General features: G+C 64.2%; 18 protein-coding genes. 9 read left to right on the top strand and 9 right to left on the bottom strand.

Features of this window, described 5'->3' with window-relative positions:
• Positions 1-136: 136 nt before the first annotated feature.
• Together M1D97_RS12210 and M1D97_RS12205 are read left to right on the top strand one after the other, a co-directional pair.
• A complete protein-coding gene (locus M1D97_RS12210) occupies positions 137-1384 on the top strand; it encodes an MFS transporter (RefSeq protein ID WP_456267997.1) in 1248 nt (415 codons plus the stop codon).
• A 93-nt stretch (positions 1385-1477) separates the two neighbouring features.
• Positions 1478-2341, top strand: a complete 864-nt coding sequence (locus M1D97_RS12205) for a pirin family protein (protein ID WP_456267996.1) — start codon at positions 1478-1480, stop codon at positions 2339-2341.
• Positions 2342-2443: 102 nt separating this feature from the next.
• Here the strand turns inward: M1D97_RS12205 and M1D97_RS12200 are convergent, their stop codons facing one another.
• The 3 genes from M1D97_RS12200 to M1D97_RS12190 form a co-directional block, all read right to left on the bottom strand.
• Complete coding sequence (locus M1D97_RS12200; RefSeq protein WP_456267995.1) at positions 2444-2812, bottom strand: DUF4870 family protein; 369 nt, start codon at positions 2810-2812, stop codon at positions 2444-2446.
• Between the two features lie 143 nt (positions 2813-2955).
• Positions 2956-4278 (bottom strand): amidohydrolase, encoded by a 1323-nt coding sequence (locus tag M1D97_RS12195; protein WP_456267994.1) that lies wholly within the window; start codon positions 4276-4278, stop codon positions 2956-2958.
• 56 nt (positions 4279-4334) lie between these two features.
• Complete coding sequence (locus tag M1D97_RS12190) at positions 4335-5864, bottom strand: AbgT family transporter (RefSeq protein WP_456267993.1); 1530 nt, start codon at positions 5862-5864, stop codon at positions 4335-4337.
• 309 nt (positions 5865-6173) lie between these two features.
• Between M1D97_RS12190 and M1D97_RS12185 the strand changes: the two genes are divergently transcribed.
• Positions 6174-6659 carry a YajQ family cyclic di-GMP-binding protein gene (locus M1D97_RS12185; RefSeq protein ID WP_456267992.1) on the top strand — a complete coding sequence of 162 codons (486 nt, stop codon included), beginning with the start codon at positions 6174-6176 and terminating at the stop codon, positions 6657-6659.
• Between the two features lie 15 nt (positions 6660-6674).
• On the opposite strand, the gene M1D97_RS12180 is transcribed toward M1D97_RS12185, so the two are convergent.
• Positions 6675-7625 (bottom strand): lysophospholipid acyltransferase family protein, encoded by a 951-nt coding sequence (locus M1D97_RS12180; RefSeq protein WP_456267991.1) that lies wholly within the window; start codon positions 7623-7625, stop codon positions 6675-6677.
• Positions 7626-7799: 174 nt separating this feature from the next.
• Here M1D97_RS12180 and M1D97_RS12175 point away from each other — a divergent pair, with 174 nt between their 5' ends.
• Positions 7800-9140: an MFS transporter gene (locus tag M1D97_RS12175; RefSeq protein WP_456267990.1), complete on the top strand. Its 1341-nt coding sequence runs from the start codon at positions 7800-7802 to the stop codon at positions 9138-9140.
• A 9-nt stretch (positions 9141-9149) separates the two neighbouring features.
• On the opposite strand, the gene M1D97_RS12170 is transcribed toward M1D97_RS12175, so the two are convergent.
• From M1D97_RS12170 to M1D97_RS12150, 5 genes are all read right to left on the bottom strand, one after another.
• Positions 9150-10751: a diguanylate cyclase domain-containing protein gene (locus tag M1D97_RS12170; protein ID WP_456267989.1), complete on the bottom strand. Its 1602-nt coding sequence runs from the start codon at positions 10749-10751 to the stop codon at positions 9150-9152.
• 2 nt (positions 10752-10753) lie between these two features.
• The gene (locus M1D97_RS12165; RefSeq protein ID WP_456267988.1) at positions 10754-11179 is read right to left on the bottom strand and encodes a hypothetical protein; all 426 of its coding nucleotides are present in this window, start codon (positions 11177-11179) and stop codon (positions 10754-10756) included.
• A 10-nt stretch (positions 11180-11189) separates the two neighbouring features.
• Complete coding sequence (locus tag M1D97_RS12160; protein WP_456267987.1) at positions 11190-12350, bottom strand: porin; 1161 nt, start codon at positions 12348-12350, stop codon at positions 11190-11192.
• 162 nt (positions 12351-12512) lie between these two features.
• On the bottom strand, positions 12513-13238 hold the full coding sequence (locus M1D97_RS12155) for a 2OG-Fe(II) oxygenase (RefSeq protein ID WP_456267986.1): 726 nt from the start codon (positions 13236-13238) through the stop codon (positions 12513-12515).
• Entirely contained in the window at positions 13235-13864 is a 630-nt protein-coding gene (locus M1D97_RS12150) for a CoA pyrophosphatase (RefSeq protein WP_456267985.1), read from the bottom strand. The genes M1D97_RS12155 and M1D97_RS12150 overlap by 4 nt, the downstream gene beginning before the upstream one ends.
• A 117-nt stretch (positions 13865-13981) precedes the next feature.
• Between M1D97_RS12150 and M1D97_RS12145 the strand changes: the two genes are divergently transcribed.
• From M1D97_RS12145 to truD, 5 genes are all read left to right on the top strand, one after another.
• Positions 13982-14557: an NUDIX hydrolase gene (locus M1D97_RS12145; RefSeq protein ID WP_456267984.1), complete on the top strand. Its 576-nt coding sequence runs from the start codon at positions 13982-13984 to the stop codon at positions 14555-14557.
• A 121-nt stretch (positions 14558-14678) separates the two neighbouring features.
• A complete protein-coding gene (gene ftsB, locus M1D97_RS12140) occupies positions 14679-15044 on the top strand; it encodes a cell division protein FtsB (RefSeq protein ID WP_456267983.1) in 366 nt (121 codons plus the stop codon).
• On the top strand, positions 15041-15784 hold the full coding sequence (gene ispD, locus M1D97_RS12135) for a 2-C-methyl-D-erythritol 4-phosphate cytidylyltransferase (protein ID WP_456267982.1): 744 nt from the start codon (positions 15041-15043) through the stop codon (positions 15782-15784). The genes ftsB and ispD overlap by 4 nt, the downstream gene beginning before the upstream one ends.
• Before the next feature lie 19 nt (positions 15785-15803).
• A complete protein-coding gene (gene ispF, locus M1D97_RS12130) occupies positions 15804-16289 on the top strand; it encodes a 2-C-methyl-D-erythritol 2,4-cyclodiphosphate synthase (RefSeq protein ID WP_456270222.1) in 486 nt (161 codons plus the stop codon).
• The gene (gene truD, locus M1D97_RS12125; RefSeq protein WP_456267981.1) at positions 16286-17338 is read left to right on the top strand and encodes a tRNA pseudouridine(13) synthase TruD; all 1053 of its coding nucleotides are present in this window, start codon (positions 16286-16288) and stop codon (positions 17336-17338) included. Before ispF ends, truD begins: the two co-directional genes overlap by 4 nt.
• Positions 17339-17353: the final 15 nt, after the last annotated feature.

Here is a 17353-nt window from a genome sequence, read left to right as displayed (position 1 = left end):
CCCATGCGACAGGGCGTCCGACAGGTGGCCTGGCTCCAGAAGTGGTACGGAAAATGGCCAGTCGTCTTATAATGTGGAGTTTAACGATTCATGGTCTGACGCCGACGACCGGCGCCAGCGGTCACAGGGGGAGAGCATGTCCCGTACGGGTTATCCGGACAGTAGCGCCGCACAGACGTCCGGTGAAACGGCGCCGTTCATCGAACGCGGTGACCGCAACTATCGCCCCACCATGCTGGCGCTGTTTCTGGGCGCCTTTTCCACCTTCGCACTGCTCTACTGCGTACAGCCGATGCTGCCGATCCTGTCCGAGGCCTTCGGCATTGATCCGGCCAGCACCAGCCTGGTGCTGTCGGTGTCGACCGGCATGCTGGCAGTGGGGCTGTTGATGACCGGTCCCCTCTCCGATGCCGTCGGGCGCAAGAAGATGATGTCGCTGGCGCTGCTGGTCGCCTCAATACTGACGATCGGGGCGGCGTTCATGCAGCACTGGGGCACCATACTGGTCATGCGGGCGCTGGCCGGGCTGGCCATGGCCGGCCTTTGCGGCGTGGCGATGGCCTATCTCAACGAGGAGATTCACCCGAGCTTTGTGGGCGTGTCGATGGGACTTTATATCGGCGGCAATGCCATCGGCGGCATGAGCGGGCGCTTGATCAGCGGGGTCATGGTGGATTTCGTCCACTGGCGGGTGACGCTGGCCACCATGGGGATCATCTCGCTGATCAGTGCGATCGCCTTCATGAAGATGCTGCCGGCCTCACGTCATTTCGAGCCCCGGCGGCTCAGCGTGGCCAATCTGGTCGGCGCCTTTCGGCTGCACTTTCGCGATGCCGGGCTGCCCTGGCTGTTTCTCGAAGCCTTTCTGCTGATGGGCAGCTTCGTGACGCTGTTCAACTACATTGTCTACCGACTGCTGGACGCGCCGTATCACTTCAGCCAGACGGTGATCGGGCTGTTGTCGATCGTCTATCTCTCCGGCATCTACAGCTCCGCCTGGGCGGGCGGGCTCGCCGACCGGTTGGGGCGCCCGCGTACCTTTTGGGTCTTCGTGGTGGTGATGCTCGCGGGCCTTGGCCTGACGCTGGCCTCGCCGGTGGCCGTCATTCTGATCGGCATGCTGATCTTTACCTTCGGCTTTTTTGCCGCCCACTCGATTGCCAGCGGCTGGGTCGGTCAGCGTGCCACCCAGGCGCGCGGGCAGGCCTCCTCGCTCTATCTGTTCAGCTATTACCTCGGCTCGAGCCTGGCCGGCACCCTGGGGGGCGCCTTCTGGACAATGGGTGGCTGGAACGGCGTGGCGGCCTTCATTGCTGCGCTACTGCTGATCGCGCTGCTGGTGGGGCTGCGACTGCGCCGGCTGACCGAGGGCGCTGCCGGGTAACGGCGATTTCACCGGTCGCTTACGGCATGGCGAGGGGATATGTCTTACAATTGGGAGCATTAACGTTTCATTTAACGACAGGACACTACACCCATGACTGCGCGCAAAGTGAGGCACCTGCATACCGCCATTCGCGATGACATCGGCGATCTGATCACGCATCGCCCGCTGCCCGGCCCCTCGATCGACTACCTCGATCCCTATCTGCTCCTCAATCATCACGGCCCGCAGGTGTACTCGGAGAACAATACGGGGCTGCCGTTCGGCCCGCATCCGCACCGCGGCTTCGAGACCGTGACCTTTATCCTCGATGGTTCGCTGGCCCATTCGGACAGCGATGACCATGAGAGCGTCATCGAGACCGGCGGCGTGCAGTGGATGACCGCCGGACGCGGCCTGGTCCACTCGGAGGTCTCTCCCGAAGCCTTTCGCCGCAGCGGCGGGCGCCTGGAGATTCTCCAGCTCTGGATCAACCTGCCGGCGGAGCTCAAGATGACCGAGCCGCGCTATACCGGGCTTCAGGCCGATGATCTGGTGCAGATCGAGCTGGATGAAGGGCGCGGCCACATGACCCTGATTGCCGGGGATTTCGAGCAGCATGGCAGCACCTTCCGCGGCCCTGTCGAGACGCCAACGACCAGCTTCATGTCGACCATCAGCATCAAGGAAGGGTCGTTGATTCAGCTGCCGGTGCCCGAGGATCATGAAATATTCTGCTATGTGGTGCGCGGCAATATCATGATCTCGGAGCAGGCGATTCGCCCCTGCCATCTCATCGAATTCAACACGCAGGGCGATCATGTCGAGATTCGCGGCTCGGGCGATGCCACGCTGATCTTTGGCCACTCACCGCGTCTGAAGGAGCCCATGGTGTCGCGCGGCCCCTTCGTGATGAATACGCGTGAAGAGCTCGATCAGGCGGTCAGCGACTACCAGAACGGCCGTTTCGGGCCATGACGGCCGACTGACACCGTTGGTTTAAACGCATGATAAAAGGCCCGCAACGTCAGTTGCGGGCCTTTTGTTGTGCAGGGCAGGCAGCAGGGCCAGTGAGCCGGTCTACCAGGCCCAGTTCATCAGCGGTGAGGGTGCGCGACGCCGCTCCAGTTCCCGCCAGCCGCGCACGCAGCGCACGATGAGCCATACCGTGATCAACGGAAACAGCAAAACACCGATGCCCAGCACCGACAGCACGGTCGCCAGCACCATGTACAGCAGTCCGATCCAGAAGGTGCGAATCAAAAAGGTGTAGTGATCGGCCAGCCAGGCCGGCGAGCGGCCGCGATAGATATAGGCGATGACCAGTCCGGCCAGCGCCGTAATGCCGGTCAAAAGACTGGCCAGATAGAGGGCATAGCCGATGCGTACCATCATCGGGTCGTCATCGGGGGCGGGGTCGCCATGAGTTACCGGGTCCCTGTCGGTCACGAAACGCTCCTCGGGGTGATGAGAGGGCATCATCATAACCCGACAGGGGCAGGGCTGTCCGCGCCGGATCGACTTCGGTTATCGGCGGTGCGGGCGTTTCGAGCCGCGCGCCGGGGCGCGCGGTCGGGTTGCCGAAGACGGCCTCAGCGGTGGTGGCGGGCGCCGGGCAGGTCGGGGCTGAAGGCGAGATGGGCCAGTGAGCGCACCGCCAGCGGCAGCACGTCCTCATCAAAGTCGAAGCACTGATGATGGTGACCGGCGGCCAGCTCGGTGCCGAACACCATGTAGGTGGCCAGCCCGCCACGTTCCTGGACCCGCTTCATCATGCAGGTGGCATCTTCCGAGCCCGAGGGCTCGCTGATGCGCGGTGTGATCACCTCGATGCCCGGCAGCCCCTGGAGTCGGCCATGGATATAATCGACCAGCTCGGGGCTCGACGTGCAGGTGTCCGCCTCACCGGTCAGGTGATAGTCAACGCTGACGCCGTGCATGCGTGCGGCCCCTTCGATCACGTCGACGGCGCGGCGGCGCATCTCGTCATTGATGGTGGTGTTTTCGCCGCGCGTCTCGATCTTCATGGTGGCGCTGGCGGGCACGACGTTGCGACCGCTGCCGGCGTTGAGGACACCCACGTTGATACGCGAGGCGCCGGCGCTGTGGCGCGGGATGGCGTGCAGCCCCACTGCGGCCTGGGCGGCGGCCAGCAACGCGTTGCGCCCCTCTTCGGGTTTGCCGCCGGCGTGGGCCGGCACGCCGGTGTAGGTCACATCGAGCTTGGTGGTGGCCAGGTAGCCGTCCTGACCGCAGACCACCTCGCCGCGGGGCACGCCGGTGCCGATGTGGGTGGCGATGAAGATATCGACGTCATCGAGTGCGCCGGCGGCCACCATCGAGCGGGCGCCGCGCACGCCCTCTTCGGCGGGCTGGAAGATCAGCTTGATGCGCCCGGAGAGATCACTCTCGAGCTGTTTGAACAGCCGGGCCAGCCCCAGCCCGATGGTGGTGTGCCCGTCGTGACCGCAGGCGTGCATCATGCCGGCATTCTGCGAGCCAAAGCCCTGCTGGGCGGGACGGTGCGTCGCCTCGGTGGACTCGTCGAGATCCAGCGCGTCCAGATCGATGCGATAGCCGACGGTCGGCCCCGGGCGGCCGGTGTCGAGCACGCCGACCACGCCGGTAAAGCCGCCGGAGAGCTGCGGCAGCCAGCGCTCGATGGCGCCCTGACGCCGGGCGCGCGCCTCTTCTCGGGCCAGGGTGTCGGCATTCGGTACACCCATGCGGGCCACCTCGTCGACCACCTCGCGCCCGAGCGTCACCTGATAGCCCAGCCGATCCAGCTCCTCGGCGACCAGTGAGGCGGTGCGAAACTCGACCCAGCCCGATTCGGCGTGCCGGTGAAAGTCGCGCCGCCAGGCCGTCAGCTGCGGTGTCAGAGCGTCGATATGGGGGTCAAGCATCCGTGACATGACAATACTCCTTTCATGACGGGGCAGGTCACGACCTGCCTCGATGGGTGGGCGGATTACAGTCGGCCGTGAACACCCGGGCCGAAGGGCAGCCCCAGCAGATAGAAGCTCACCAGCATGATGATCCAAACGGTCAGAAAGGCCAGCGTATAGGGCAGCATCAGCGAGATCAGCGTGCCCAGGCCCGCCTCGCGGTCATACTTCCGGATGAACGTCAGCACCACCACCATATAGGGATTGAGCGGCGAAATGATGTTGGTCGAGGAGTCCGCCACGCGGTAGGCCATCTGGATAAAGCCCGGGTGGTAGCCCAGCTGCATGAACAGCGGCACGAAAATGGGCGCCTCCAGCGCCCACTTGGCCGATCCCGAAAAGATCAGCAGGTTCATGAACCCAGTAAACAGGATATAGCAGAGGATCACCGGCAGCCCGGTGAAGTTGATCGAGGTCAGCATCTCCGCACCGTTGACCGCCAGCCAGCTGCCGATGTGGGTCCAGCCGAACCAGGCGATGAACTGCGAGGCGGCAAAGATCAATACGATATAGCCGCTCAGGTCGCGCATGGCCTCGGCCATGCGCTCCGAGACATCCCGGGAGTGTTTGATCCTGCCGGTGGTGACGCCGTAGGCCACGCTGACTGCAATGAAAAAGAGCAGGATGATGGGGATGATGCCGGAGAGAAACGGCGAGGGGATCAGGCCGCCGTCGTCGTTTTTCAGCGGTGATTCGGGCCAGAGCACCAGCGTGGCCAGCCCGCCCAGATAGAGAAGCGCCACAATGCCGGCATGGCGCAGGCCGCGCCCGGCATTTGACGGCTCATCGTGTTCGACCTGCTCGACATCGCCGTCGTAGGTGCCCAGGCGCGGCTCGATAATCCGCTCGCTGATCTGCGCGGCGACCACGGTCAGCACCACCACCGACAGGCAGTTGAAGTACCAGTTGTCGACCGGGGTGACCACCATGTCGGGGTCGATCAACCGCGCGGCTTCCGTGGAGATGCCGGAGAGCAGGGCGTCGGTGCCCACAATCAGGAGATTGGCGGTAAAGCCGGCGCCGGCGCTGGCAAAGCCGAGCGCCAGCCCCGCCACCGGGTGGCGCCCCAGGCCGTGATAGACCATGGCGGCCAGCGGCGGCAGCAGGATCATCGAGGCATCGGAGGCCACGTTCATCATGATGCCGGTAAAGGCGACCGTATAGGTGACCAGCTGTTGCGGTGCCGACATCACTGTACGCCGAATGAGCACGTCCAGAAGCCCGATCTTTTCGGCAAGGCCAATGCCCAGCATCATCGACAGCACCAGCCCCAGCGGGGCGAAGCCGGTGAAGTTGGTCAGCATCGATTCCAGAATGAAGCGGATGCCATCGCTCGAGATCAGACTGCGGATCGGCTGGGTCTCGCCGGTGGCCGGCAGCACCACGGTGGCGCCCGCAGCGGCGAAGATCGTGGAGGCGATCAGAACGATCACGGCCAGTGAGACAAACAGCATGAAGGGGTCGGGCAGGCGATTGCCGATGCGCTCGATGGCGTTGAGCCATCGCGTCGAACGGCGCTGATCACGCGCCTTGTGTTGCGTGGTGGCCACCATGCGGGCACTCCCGGATAACGTATTGTTGTGTGCCGTGTCGAGCCGGCGATTGTTATTGACCCGCTGGCCCGGTACGCGCCATTGGTTGTTGTCCCCGGTGGCAGCGTCGGATCAGACGGCTCGGGACACTGTATGAGAAAACGGCGCTTGAGCGATAGATGTCGCATGATGCTGCCCGGTATCGCCATGATGGCCCGACCAACGGGCGGTGGAAGACGCCCTCCGACCACGAACGCCGCACCGGATCAATGGGCCTTGCTGCCGGACTCGGCTAGAATCCCCCCTTTTGGCGCACTCAGGAGATCAGCCATGCCCTCTTTCGATATCGTGTCCGAATTCGACAAGCATGAAGCGACCAACGCCGTGGATCAGGCCAATCGCGAGGTACAGACACGCTTTGACTTTCGCGGCGTGGACGCCAGCTTCACGCTGGAAGGCGAGAAGGTGTTGCTGGAAGCCGATGCCGACTTTCAGCTCAGACAGATGCTCGACATCCTGCGCACCAGGCTGGTGGCCCGTGGCATTGATGCGCGCTGCATGGAGGAGCAGGAGCCCGTGCTGTCCGGGGTCAAGGCGCGTCAGGAGGTTCAGCTCAAGCAGGGGCTGGAGCAGGCGGACTGCAAGATGATCGTCAAGCAGTTGAAGGCGTCGAAGCTCAAGGTGCAAAGCGCCATTCAGGGCGACAAGGTGCGCGTGACCGGCAAGAAACGCGATGACCTGCAGGAGGCCATTGCGCTGTTGAAAAGCGAGGAGGGGCCGGATCTGCCGCTGCAGTTCGACAACTTTCGCGACTGACCCGGCGTTCGGGGCTCAGAGCTTGTGGCCGCCGCGCCCCTGCTTGTAAAACCGCCGCTCGCGCCAGCCGGGCACGTTTTCGCGCTGGCCCGGCGTGCGCCGATAGCGCTTGTACTCCCACTGATACTGCATGGGGTCCAGCGCGATGGCGGCTTCGACGCTGGCGTTGACGCCGCGTGCCGACAGGGCCTCGTCCTTTTGGGCATAGACCCGCTCATCGGCGCGTAGAAAGTGGATGTCAAAGCCCTGGCGATCCTCGCGCCGTCTGGCCACCCCCGTGACCACCCGGGCATCGGTGCGCGACACCAGCCGCGGCAGCAGGGTGGCGGTATAGGCCGGATGGCCGAAAAAGTCGGCAAACTCGCCGCTGCCCCAGTCGGGGACCTGATCGGGCAGAATGCCTATGGCCTCGCTGCGCTTGAGTGCCTTCAAAAGCGCCGCCACGCCGCGGGACGTGGTCGGCACAAGGCTGGCGCCCATGCGCTCGCGCCCGCTTCGAATGATCGGGTCCAGCGCGCTGATCTTGGGCGGCTCGTACATGGCGGTGAACGGGAAATGGCTGGAGAGCCAGAAGTTGAGGATTTCCCAGTTGCCGAAGTGGGGCGCCAGCACGATCACGCCGCGGCCCTCGGCGCGGGCGTCGTCGAGCAGTTCCCGGCCGTGTACCTCGACAATCGATTTCCCCACCGCCCCGGGGTCGCCCTGCCAGGCAAAGCCCAGCTCCATCATGGTGGCGATCGAGTGGCGCAGGCTGTCATGAATCTGCTTCCGGCGCGTCTGTTCACTGACCTCGGGAAAGGCCTGGCGCAGGTTCATGCGTGTGACACGGCGTTCGCGCACACCGATCAGGCTGTAGAAGGGCTCGAACCGCGAGGCCAGACGCCACAGCGTGCGCGGCGGGCGTTGCGAGAGCACTTGCCAGAGACGCGTGATAAGGCGCGCCTGCCAGTTGTCTTTCATCGTCATTGCTACGCTTTCATGGTGTCGAAGTCGACGGGGAGTATAACCAGTTGAATCCGCGCCTTCATGGTGGGATGGTGCAGTTCCGGCCGGCCGCCCCGTCCGTTGATGGATTGCCGGGACGACGATGCCGGGCGCTACCCTCCGATTCCTGATTGTTCCCTGCTCCGTGAGGAAACCATGGCTCGTCCACTGCTGACGCTGATACTACCGCCCCTGCTGGGGCTTTTCATTCTGGCCCTCGGCAATGGCTTCCTTTCGACGCTGGTCACGCTGCGCCTCGACAACGCCGGCGCTTCGGTGGAGACCATCGGCTGGGTATCGGCAGCCTACTACGTCGGGCTGGCGCTGGGGGCGGTACTCAACGACCGGCTGCTGCTGCGCATCGGCCACATCCGGGCCTATGCCTGCTTTGCCTCATTGGTGGCCGCCGCGGCACTGGCTCAGGCGCTGTGGCTCGATGCCGGCTGGTGGTTTGCCATGCGCCTGATCGGTGGCTGGGCCACGGTGGGCGTCTATCTGGTCATCGAAAGCTGGCTGTTGACCAGCAGTGATTCGACCCGCCGCGGTCAGATACTGGCCTTCTACATGATCTCGCTCTACGCCGCACTGGCGCTGGGCCAGCTCCTGCTGGGGCTTTTCGAGGCGCCCTTTGATGCCACGCCCTATGTCCTGATCGGCATACTGGCCACGCTGTCGCTGCTGCCGCTTTGCATCATTCCGCGCGTCTCGCCGCTGCTGGAACACGCCGTACCGCTGCCGCCCTGGCGGCTGGTACGGGTGACGCCGACCGGCGTGATGGGGGTGTTCGGCTCGGGGCTGATCGTGGCGGCGCTCTATTCGCTGCTGCCGCTGTATCTGCAGCAGTCGGGGCTGTCGGTTGAGCGACTGGGACAGTTCATGGCGGTGGTCATTGTCGGCGGCATGGCGCTGCAGTACCCCATGGGGCGCTGGTCGGATCGCCACGACCGCCAGATCGTGCTGATCATTCTGGGCATGACCCTGATCGCCCTGTCGCTGGCCCTGCCGATGGCGGCGGCCATCAGCGAGCTGGCGCTGGGCATCGTGCTGTTTTTGTTCGGCGGTGTGGCGTTTTCGCTCTATCCGGTGGCCATGAGTCATGCCGCCGACCGGGCGCCGCCCCAGGCGCTGGTGGGCATGAGCCAGGGGCTGTTGCTGATCAATGCGGTGGGCTGCACGATCAGCGCGCCGATACTCACCGGCCTGATGGGAAAAACGGGCGACAACGGCCTGTTCTACGGGTTCGCCATCATTTCGGCCGCCATGGCGCTGTTTTTCATGTGGCGGCGCAGCGTGCGCCCGGCACCGCAGCCGGTGGCGCCCTTTGCCGCGCACCCGGTGCAGTCGGTGGTGGGGGCCGAGCTTGAGGTCACCGAGAAGATGGTGAGCGGCGCCGAGACCCGGGCGGACAAGGATGACGCCGAGGAGGCCGCGCATCGGGACAACGCGCGCTTTGACGCGGCGGCGCTCAACGGGGAGGAGTCGCGTACCTCGTCATGAGGCGGCTGATCAGATATCGAAGGGGATGTCGCGGCCGTGAAAACGCCAGGTGTTACGGCCCTCGCGCTTGGCCCGGTACATCGCCTGATCGGCCAGCTGAAGCAGTGTCTGCACATCGCGCGTGTCGCTGCCCAGCACCGCAATGCCGATACTGATGCCCAGCTGTACCTGTTGGCCGTTTTCCAACATCAAGGGCCGGTTGATTCGGTCGATCAACCGCCGTGCCAGGCTGGTCAGATCCGTCAGGGGCGTTCGATGATCGAGCAGCAGCACGAACTCGTCACCGCCCAGCCGCGCCGGATAGTCATGCTGGCGCGATATGTCGCGCAGCATATCGGCAATCTGTCTGAGCACGTCATCACCGGCATGGTGGCCGTACACGTCATTGACCTGCTTGAAGTGATCGAAGTCGAGCACCATCAGTGCATGTCGGGCGTCGGGATGAAGACGCTGGTAGCGCCCGATCACGCCCAGGCGGCGCTCCAACCCCAGTCGATTGCCCAGATTCGTCAGCACATCGGTCACGGCGAGACTTTCGGCCGCCTCGGCGGCGCGGCGCCGCTCGGTGATATCGTGTGCCACACCCTGCAGGCGGCCCTCCTCGAGAGGGCTGACCATGACGTTGACCCAGCGACGTTGCGCATCGTCGCCCACGGCCATCTCCCACTGGCGAGCGCCGTCCCGGCGCGCCCGACGGCTGGTCAGCTCCTGCGTCGTTGGACCGCCTTCGCCGGCAAGCGTTGTAAAGGCAATGGGGGCGCCGTCGGGATCCAGCGGTCGGCCCGCCAGAAACAGGCGGCAGAAGGCCGGATTGGCCGACAGCAGCTGCCCCTTGTCGTCCAGCTCGAAAATGGCGGCCTCGACGTTGTCGAACAGGGTGCGATAGCGGCGCTGCTCGACTTCCCGGGCCTGCCGCTGCCGGCGCTCTTCGCTCAGGCTGCTGACCAGCCGGTCGATCATGGCGTTGACGCTGGCCACCAGCCGGCCGATTTCATCCCTGTTGTGCCCGCCGGGCATGGACAGCTTCTGTCCCGTTTCCGCTTCCAGAATGTGCAGCTTGCGGGAAATATCGCTGATGGGGCGGGTCACGAAATAAAACACCACCAGAATCACGCTCAGGCCGATCCCCAGAAGCTGCAGGGCAAGGGCAACGGACAGGAACCGCGTGGCGTCGTTGACCATGCTGTCGATCCAGTCCTGATCCGGCACCAGCGTCAGCTTACAGAGCTGCTGACCCGGTTCGAAGGGCGAGTCGATCCTTCGGGACAGCGGTGTGCCACGCTCATGGTCGGTGGCCGTGATGCGGTCGGCCAGTGTCGTGCCATCGACACGGACCAGGCGCGCCTCGCGCACGATGCGGTTGCTCAGAAGCCCCTGGGTCACCTCATCGGCCAGCTGGGCATCCTCCAGAAAACAGGCGATCTGGGCCGTGCGTTCGACCGTCGAGATCAGGCCTTCCAGGCGCGTCTGCTGGTTTTTCTTTTCGGATTCGCCGCGCAAGTGAACGGCCGACAGCAGAAAGGCGACCCCCAGCACGCTCACGATGGCCACGATGCTGGCGGCCGACCGCAGGGCCAGACGGCTGCGAAAGAGCGTTGCGAGGCGTGTCATGACTATTCGCTCAGTGTTAACAGCACGCGCATGTGGGGCGGCGTGTGGGCGGCGTCCACATAGCCGAGTGCGTTCTGGTTGTGCATGATAATCTCCACGAGATCATTGGCCGTGGTGGCCTGCTGTGGCGGCGAGGCGCGACCCGAAAAGACCAGTCGTGCCCAGTAGGAGTTGATCTCGGCCACGTCCTTTTGCACCAGCGCCCTGTAGAAGCGCGCCTTGAGCGGTGCCTGGTCGATCGGCAGGGCCACGCTGTTGTCCGGCAGCCGGCGATAGCGCCCCATGAAGATATTGACCGCTTCGCTGTGGCTGATCCGGCGAATGGCACTGGCCTCATTGATGACGATGGCGATATCGGCCCGGGCCGGTGAGCCGATGAGTAGCAAAATGATCGTGGTGACGCGCATCAGGCGCATGAAACGGGTCATGGACATATCCTCAAAAGATGACATCCAGCCCGAGGCTGACAAGATTGGAGTGTTCATCCTTCCAGCCGCCGTCTGCATCACGCCAGAAAAGTCCCGGCAACTGCGTATCGATGTGATCGAACTGGGCCTTGAGGGCCAGCTGTGGAGTCACGTCGTAGCGAAGCCCCAGCGATCGGGTAGTCTGTTCGACACTGGCGCCGATCGTCCCCTTTTGGGTGTCATGCGTTGTGATGCCCGACACCATGGCGTAGGGGGTCCATCGATTCATGCGCCATGCCGCGGATACAAACCCGGTATCGACCCAGTTATCGCCACCGCCAAGGAGGTTGCGATTCCAGATCGCCTGTAGCTGCAGGGGCCCCGAGCTGTAGGCCGCGCCCAGCGAGTAGATCTTCAGATCGTCAAAACCGGTCAGGCGATTGAGATAGTCATCGGCATCGACATTGAAAAGCAAACCGATCAGGTCGGCATCGTCGCCGCTGAAACTGACGTTGGATCGAATCCTTGTGTAGCCGGCGCGAAACCGCCACGGGCCGGTCTCGTAATTGAGATGTCCGCCTGCCACGTTGTGGACGTCAAAGTCGGCCTCCAGTGTGTCCGTCATGAAAAACCGGCTGTCGGAGGTGCCGGCGAACACGCGAGCCCAGATCAGATCGCTGCCCACCGGGTGAGTGAAGGTTGCATCGGCGCCGTCGATCCAGGGCATCTGCAGCACGCCAAAGTGATCCACGGGGGGGCGAATCCATGGATAGGCGTAGCCGACGTAGCGCGATTCCGAGATCAAATCCACATCCCAGCCCAGGCGCCCCACACGCAGCTGAAGCTCCGGGTCAGGTGAGTAGCGTACGAAGGCCAGCATCAGTTCGGGGCTGAAATCGCCCGAGCTGTGATACTGGCTCATGCCCTGCATCACGACGTCGAGTTCGTCGGTCAGGCGAGCGTTCGCCTGCAGGCCCAGGCGCGTATCGGTTCGCCCGCTCCAGCCCTTTTCGGCCCCTTTGGGCTGACCGGTATCCCGTACAAAGTCGCCACGGCCCTGATCGCTATGGATGAGCCCCAGGGTGCCGAAACCGCTCAGCGTCACCCGGTCATCCAGAACACGGGTATGTGCCAGCGCGCTGGTGCTGCACGCTAAAAAAACCGTCGTGAGGGCAATGAACAAGGGTTTCATTGATGGGGCTTTCTCGAGAAAAAGACGTTGTGCTACCCCCGGCCATGAGCGGCTGCCGGGCGGCAATTATTTCATTATGTCGGCCGCGCGGCGCCGGACTTTAGGGGCGCAGGGGCGGCGATGCCGAAGGTCTGTCCGGCATCGTGGCAGGCAGTGATGGCTTCAGCGGGCCGGGTCGACCACGCCGTTGATTGACGCATTGCGTCGAAACCAGCCGGCGATGCTGGCACGCGGCAGGCGGGTGGGCAGTACCTCATGGGGGACGGCGTCCGACAGAAAGCAGGCGAGGGTGCCGGCCTCGGGTATTACCCGAGTCATCTCGCGAATCGGCGCGTGCGGGTCGAAACCGTCCGGACCCTGCGGCTGGCGTTCAAACAGCACCATCTCGCCGCCGCCATCGGCCGGCCAGTCGCGATTGAGATAGGTCACCGTCGAGATGACACGGTTGGCGCGGCCCTGAAAGCTGTCCACGTGACGCCTGTAAAAGGCGCCCGGCGGGTAGCGGGCAAAGTGGGCCTCGAACTCGAAAAGCCCGATGAAAAGGGTCTGGTTGATCCGGCTGCGCAGCTCGTCCAGACGCTCGAGATAGACCTGCTGGGCCGGGCTCTCCCGGTTCAGCCAGCGAATCGCATCGCCGCGAATGCTGCTGGCCAGCTGGTGCTCCTGAAGCCGGCCAATGCCGGCGCTGGCCAGGGCGTCACGGGCCTCGAGACGCTCGAGATCAGACAGCAGGGCATCGATCAGGGCCGGTGCAAAAAAGTCGCGCTGGCAGCTGAAGCCCTGCTCGATCAGATCCTCGATGAGCGCCTCGATGCGCTCGGGGTCCAGAGGGGAGGCGGCCAGCAGGGTACGGTAGTGCTGGTTGAAATCATCGGTCACCGTGCTCATGAGGGGCGCCTGCGTGACGGTCGAGGGGGAAGATGGCGAAGGGTCGAGGTTTCAGGGTAGCGATCAAGGCCGATATCCACCTGAAAGGCCACGTTCAAAAGCTCGACGACCATCATGGCCGACAGCCCCCAGAGCGTGTGTTCAAGGATCGTGTAGCTGGGAACGTACCAGCGCTCGTCGTCATCATGAATGACGTCGGTGTGCTGACGCGGGTCGGTCATCAGCCGGGCCAGCTCGACTTCGAAGATGGTGTCGATCTCGTCCGGGTTGGGGGTGAAGGGGGTATCAGGCTCGATCAGCCCCACGAAGGGCGTCACGATCATGGCGTTGGCAGAAAAGCGATCGGACAGCCGGCCCAGCAGGCGCACCTGCTCGGGGGACAGGCCGATCTCCTCGAAGCTTTCCCGCAGGGCGCAGGCCTCGAGACTGTCGTCCCCGGGGTCCAGCTTGCCGCCGGGAAAGGCGACCTGGCCGGCATGGGAGCTCAGCCGCGCGTTGCGCCGCGTCAGCAACAGCGTCGGCGAATCGTGGTTGATGATCGGCATCAGTACGGCCGCACGCGGATGATGACCGTCAAGGCGCGCCGGCCGGTAACTTTCAAGTCGATGTTGTGCCTGTCGCAGCATGAGGGACACCGTCCAGCCAAAAGAGCAGCGTGTCGTGGCAAAATCGCCAATCGACACATGAGGTGATCAGACGTAGTGTAAAGCGTTCGGTCACTCGCCGTAAGCGACGAGGAAAGCATGAATTTTTGCAGCCATTGCGGCGCGCCGGTGCGCTTTGCCATACCATCGGACGATGATCGTCCGCGCTATCTGTGTGATAACTGCGGCACCATCCACTATCAGAATCCACGCATCGTGGCCGGCAGTCTACCCATCGTCGGCGATCGGGTGCTGCTGTGTCGCCGCGCCATCGCCCCGCGCGAGGGGTGCTGGACCCTGCCGGCCGGTTTCATGGAAAACGGCGAGACCACGCCCGAGGCGGCCATTCGCGAAACCCGCGAAGAGGCCTGCGCCGAGATCGAGCTCGGCGGACTCTATACCATGGTCGATCTGCCCCATATCAATCAGGTCTACATGATCTATCTGGCCCGGCTGCGCGATGATCGGGTCCCGGCCTTCGCCGCGGGGCCGGAAAGTCTTGAGGTGCGCCTGTTTCAGGAGGCGGACATCCCCTGGTCGGAGCTTGCCTTCTCGACCATCACCAAAACCCTCGAGAACTACTTTCGCGATCGCGCCCGCCTTGAAAAGGAGGCGCACGATGTCCGGACCCTGGATCTTTACTCGCTGCACACCGATGTGATCCGTCGCTGGTAGTGCCGGCTGGAAGGGAGCGGACCGGTGCATTGTGCGTCGTCTGCTGGACGATCCAGTGCCCGGTAATGGCATAATTGCGGCTTTTCCGAGGCCGGCCCGGCCGACAACGATATAGATCACGATGCTCAAATGGATTTCAATCGCGCTGGTGGTCGTGCTGGCGGCGCTGCAGTACCAGCTCTGGCTGGGAGATGGCGGCCTTCTGGAGCACAGCCGCGTCAAATCGCGTGCCGATGAGCTGCAACAGAGCAATCAGCTGCTGAGCGATCGCAACGACCGGCTGGCCGCCGAGGTGGTGGATCTGAAAAACGGTCTCGACGCGATCGAGGAGCGCGGCCGCAACGATCTGGGCATGATCCGCAACGATGAGCAGTTTTTCTGGGTGCCCAGCGAAAAGGCCAGCCGCAACCCCACCCCGGTAGCCCCGCCGGGCGCCGACCAGAGTGCCGATGAAACCCGCAACGAGTTTGCCGGGAGGGAGTCATGACTACCCCGCAGTGGCTGATCGTGCCGGCGGCCGGGCGAGGCACCCGCATGCGCGCAGCCTGCCCCAAGCAGTATCTGCTGCTCGAGGAGCGGGCGGTGCTCGCCTGTACGCTCTCGCGGCTGCACGAGGCCTTTCCGGAGGCGACCCTGCTGCTGTGTCTGGACGGCGAGGATCAGTGGTTCCATGAGTCCATGGTCCCCTTCGAGCGTTGGCAGCGCCTTGATGGCGGTGACGAGCGCGTCGATTCGGTCCGCGCAGGGATTGACTGGCTGGCCGGACGGGCTCACGACGATGACTGGGTGCTGGTGCATGACGTGGCGCGTCCCTGCGTGACGGTGGCGGATCTGCACCACCTGATGGAGGCCATCCATGAGGATCCGGTGGGCGGGCTGCTGGCCGCCCCGGTGACCGATACCCTCAAGCGTCAGGACAGCGCTCAGCGCGTTGACGACACCGTGCCGCGCCAGGGCCTCTGGCGCGCCCTGACCCCGCAGGGCTTTCGCTACGGCGTGCTGCGCGAGGCCTTCGAGCGCGCCGGTCAGGACCGGTTTCTGATGACCGATGAAGCCTCGGGCGTCGAGCAGCTCGGTCATGCGCCGCTACTGGTAACCGGGCGCAGCGACAACCTGAAGATTACCCATCCCGAAGACCTGGCGCTGGCCTCGCAGATTCTGGCCGCCCAGCGCCAAAGCCTTCATTTATCCCTGTCCGACAAGGAGCCCGGCCATGAGCCTGTCTGATTCTTCCATGCTCGCCCGGCTGCGTATCGGTCACGGCTTTGATGTGCACCGCTTCGGCGAGGGCGACCACCTGATGCTGGGCGGCGTACGCGTGGATTTCGACCAGGGCTTTGTGGCGCACTCCGATGGTGACGTGGTGCTTCATGCCCTGAGCGATGCGCTGCTGGGCGCCGCCGCGCTGGGGGATATCGGCCGGCACTTCCCCGATACCGACGAGCAGTGGCGCGGCGCCGACAGCCGCGCGCTGCTGCGTCACGTGGTGTCGCTGATCAACCGGGAAGGCTTTGCCCTGATCAACGCCGACATCACCATTCTGGCCCAGGCTCCCAGAATGGCGCCGCATGTTGATGCCATGCGCGACGTGATTGCCGAGGACCTCGCCCTCTCGCCGTCCCGTGTCAACGTCAAGGCCACGACCACCGAAAAGCTCGGCTTTACCGGGCGCGGCGAGGGCATTGCCGTGGAAGCCGTGGCGATGCTGATGCACGTCGATGAGGCGTCATGACGCCGGACACGAGTGAGACGCCGACGCTACCCGACTGGGCCAGAAGCCTCGGCACACCGCCGCATGCGGGGCGGTTTCGTGAATTTCCCGAGGCCTTCCGGGTCGAAGAGCAGATGGCCTTTACCCCCGAAGGGGAGGGCGAGCACCTGTGGCTGCACTGTGAAAAGCGCAATCTATCCACGGCGCAGCTGATTCGCCACCTGTCACATCAGCTCGAGGTGGCGCCACGCGATATCGGCGTCAGCGGGCTCAAGGATCACACCGCGCTGACGCGGCAGTGGGTGTCGGTGGCGCTGGCCGGGCGTGCCACGCCGACCGCGCTGTCGGATCTGGTCGAGAAAGACGGGGTGCGGCTTTTAAGCTTTGGTCGGCATCCGCGCAAGCTGCGGCGCGGCGTGCATCGCGCCAATCGCTTTGCCCTGTATGTCACCGGCGATGCCGTCACAAAAGGCTCGCTCGAGACGCGCTGGCACGCGCTGGTCGAGCGCGGGGTGCCCAACTATTTCGGGCCGCAGCGCTTCGGCCATCAGGGCAGTAACCTCACGCGGGCCAGAGCGCTGATGGCACGCGGCTGGAAGAAGAAACAGGATCGCGACGGTCTGTTGCTGTCGAGTGCGCGCAGTTTTTTGTTCAATCAGGTGCTCGAGGCGCGCATCGAGCAGGGCAGCTGGGCCAGCGGACTGGACGGTGACGTATTCAATCTGGAGGGCAGCGCCAGCCGGTTTGCCGGCGAGACGCTGGATGATGCGCTGAAAGGACGGCTGGCCGCGCTGGACATTCATCCTACCGGTCCGCTGTGGGGGCGGGGGGAGAGCGAGGCCGGCGGTGCGGTCCGGGGACTCGAGCAGACCATTGCCGAGCGTGAATCAATGCTGTGTGCGGGCATCGAAAAGGCGGGCGCAACACCCATGCGCCGCCCCCTGCGCCTTTGCCTTCAATCGCCTGCGCTTGAGCACGAGGGTGATGGTATCTGGCTGCATTTCTCCCTGGCGCGCGGCGGTTTTGCCACGGCGGTGCTGCGGGAGCTGTTTCAACACCCGGCGCTCTAACGCTACGGGAAAATG

It is taken from the genome of Kushneria sp. AK178, assembly GCF_053903105.1.
Note: the sequence above shows the minus strand (reverse complement) of the source record. Positions and strands in the feature narration are given on the sequence as shown.

Coding starts and splice junctions, on each gene's coding strand:
- M1D97_RS12210 (WP_456267997.1), top strand. CDS start 137: ATGTCCCGTACGGGTTATCCGGACAGTAGCGCCGCACAGACGTCCGGT.
- M1D97_RS12205 (WP_456267996.1), top strand. CDS start 1,478: ATGACTGCGCGCAAAGTGAGGCACCTGCATACCGCCATTCGCGATGAC.
- M1D97_RS12195 (WP_456267994.1), bottom strand. CDS start 4,278: ATGTCACGGATGCTTGACCCCCATATCGACGCTCTGACACCGCAGCTG.
- M1D97_RS12190 (WP_456267993.1), bottom strand. CDS start 5,864: ATGGTGGCCACCACGCAACACAAGGCGCGTGATCAGCGCCGTTCGACG.
- M1D97_RS12185 (WP_456267992.1), top strand. CDS start 6,174: ATGCCCTCTTTCGATATCGTGTCCGAATTCGACAAGCATGAAGCGACC.
- M1D97_RS12180 (WP_456267991.1), bottom strand. CDS start 7,625: ATGACGATGAAAGACAACTGGCAGGCGCGCCTTATCACGCGTCTCTGG.
- M1D97_RS12175 (WP_456267990.1), top strand. CDS start 7,800: ATGGCTCGTCCACTGCTGACGCTGATACTACCGCCCCTGCTGGGGCTT.
- M1D97_RS12170 (WP_456267989.1), bottom strand. CDS start 10,751: ATGACACGCCTCGCAACGCTCTTTCGCAGCCGTCTGGCCCTGCGGTCG.
- M1D97_RS12165 (WP_456267988.1), bottom strand. CDS start 11,179: ATGACCCGTTTCATGCGCCTGATGCGCGTCACCACGATCATTTTGCTA.
- M1D97_RS12160 (WP_456267987.1), bottom strand. CDS start 12,350: ATGAAACCCTTGTTCATTGCCCTCACGACGGTTTTTTTAGCGTGCAGC.
- M1D97_RS12155 (WP_456267986.1), bottom strand. CDS start 13,238: ATGAGCACGGTGACCGATGATTTCAACCAGCACTACCGTACCCTGCTG.
- M1D97_RS12150 (WP_456267985.1), bottom strand. CDS start 13,864: ATGCTGCGACAGGCACAACATCGACTTGAAAGTTACCGGCCGGCGCGC.
- M1D97_RS12145 (WP_456267984.1), top strand. CDS start 13,982: ATGAATTTTTGCAGCCATTGCGGCGCGCCGGTGCGCTTTGCCATACCA.
- ftsB (WP_456267983.1), top strand. CDS start 14,679: ATGCTCAAATGGATTTCAATCGCGCTGGTGGTCGTGCTGGCGGCGCTG.
- ispD (WP_456267982.1), top strand. CDS start 15,041: ATGACTACCCCGCAGTGGCTGATCGTGCCGGCGGCCGGGCGAGGCACC.
- truD (WP_456267981.1), top strand. CDS start 16,286: ATGACGCCGGACACGAGTGAGACGCCGACGCTACCCGACTGGGCCAGA.